Source organism: Jeotgalibacillus proteolyticus (genome assembly GCF_050107735.1).
Taxonomy (GTDB): Bacteria; Bacillota; Bacilli; order Bacillales; family Jeotgalibacillaceae; genus Jeotgalibacillus; species Jeotgalibacillus proteolyticus_A.
The window spans coordinates 1-2,179 of the sequence record NZ_JBNILO010000023.1; the positions used below are offsets into that span (position 1 = coordinate 1).

Here is a 2,179-nt window from a genome sequence, read left to right on the forward strand (position 1 = left end):
CTTTTGTGCGACGGGCAGTCGCAAGGAGTGCTGGCTTAGCCAGCACTCTTCTTTTCGCTTTTCAGATAGAGACGTCATTTCGATGAAACGACTAGTTGAAGAAAAGAGGAGTGGATCCCAGATGGTGAAAGTCCATCCCCGAGGAGACTGACCTAGCTCGGGAAGCTTAATCTAGGGCAATTCTTGTGAGAGATTGTCTGAAGGAGATGCGGAAAATCGAGAGGTCCGTAAGCGAATAAGCAGACCCTAATGCAAGAAGTGTGAAGCACGGCGGCGGGATAAGTTGGCGACTCTCCGAAAGATGAGGAAGCCCACTAACAGGCATTTTCTTTAGAAGTCAGATCAGGATAATGTGACTTATCACGTGATGGTGCAGGGTATGTTTAGAAGGGAAATGTGATGACCCCGTGAGGTTCTCTCTCTACCAAACAGGCAGGGTTCTAGTCTATAAGGGCAATCCGAAATGACAAAGAACGAGGGAGAATTCAGACGTTCTCATAGTACGGAAGTAGCTTCATGACCATAACGTGAGGTGAACGGAAGGGGAACGACCTATGGCTCCAGGTCATGGACGAGATGTAATGTTAACAATCAAGTTACTGCGGTAAAACCGTTTGAATGTACATCAAGGAAGGGCGTGGAATACGCAATGAATCAAGAGTGGAAATTTAAGCTACACAGTGTCTATGGACAACTTCTATTCGATCGTAAGTTAACCCACAGTTTTGAACAGGTAAAAGCCAACAAAGGCGCTGGTGGAATTGACGGTGAAACGATTGAAAGCTATGACGCTAACTTAGAAAAGAATATTATGTCTCTGTTAGATAAATTAAGAAGCAAAACTTATCAGCCAAATCCAGTGAAAAGGGTATATATTCCGAAGAAAGATGGCAAGAAACGCCCGTTGGGCATTCTTACAATTGAAGATCGAATTGTTCAACAGAGCGTAGTGAATGTGCTTCAGCCTAAGTTTGAAGATACTTTGTTTCATAACTGGTCAGTAGGATATCGACCAAACCGAGGTGTCCAAAGAGCACTTCAAATCATTTTATGGAACATTGAACAGGGATACAATCACATTTATGATTGTGATATTAAAGGGTTCTTTGATAATATCCCTCATCAAAAGCTGATTAACGTGTTAAAGAAATACGTATCAGACAGAACGGTATTAGGACTGATTGAACAGTGGTTGAAGGCAGGTTTTATGGAAGAAGGGAAACTCATACATTCTGACTACGGGACGCCGCAAGGTGGTGTCATTTCACCACTACTCGCGAATGTTTACCTGAATGAATTGGACTGGGAGTGGGACCTACACAATATTCGGTTTGTCAGATACGCTGATGACTTCTTACTATTTGCCAAATCAAAAGAAGCTATTGAGGAAGCATCAGCCTTAACGAAATCAAAGTTAAAAGAGTTAGGGTTGGAAATCTCAAATGAGAAAACGAGAGTTGTGGATTTCAGACACAATGATTTTGATTTCTTAGGGTTTACTTTTCATCACTGGAGACCGGGGAAGAAAGATCAAAAGCCTGTCTTTCACGTGACACCTAAAGGAGAGTCTATGAAAGATTTTCGTCTGAAAATCAAGGCGAAGACTCAAAAGACATTAACGCTCAGTAAAGAAGAGTGGATTAAACGGGTGAACCCGATCATTCGAGGGAAAGTAAACTATTATGTGACAATTATCAAAGCGATCAAAGCAAATCATGAACTAGGACAGAATAGCCGTTGTATCACCCGGTGGATGAGGAAAATGCTTCTAAATATAGATGGTTACATCAGGAAAAGATTACGTGTGGCCTTTATACATAAGCATCCAAACCAAAGCAAAGAAAAGAAGATGCGATATAAATGGAATAATCGCTTCTTTGTAGGGATAAAGCTGATACCTAGCTACTGGTTATACCTTAATAAAGCTTTTGGGTATACATTAGAAGAGTATCTCGAAGAGATGAAAGGACGTACCGTCCGAAAACAACAAAGTGCCTACAGACGTGCAAAAGAAAAAGGTGAGGAGTACTTTACTCCTCACCGACTCCAAAAGATGCAGAATGCCTGGAACGCATCCTCTTGATCAAGCATTGTAACATATGGGTAAGCCGTATGCCTTAATAGGGCACGTACGGTTTGATAAGGGGGGAGCCACGAGAGTGGTTTCCCTACTTTATTT

At 42.0% G+C, this 2,179-nt stretch carries 1 protein-coding gene; it reads left to right on the top strand.

The features are described from left to right. Positions 1–649: 649 nt before the first annotated feature. Entirely contained in the window at positions 650–2,083 is a 1,434-nt protein-coding gene (gene ltrA / locus ACQCT8_RS18895) for a group II intron reverse transcriptase/maturase (protein WP_426873689.1), read from the top strand. The last annotated feature ends 96 nt before the right edge of the window (positions 2,084–2,179 follow it).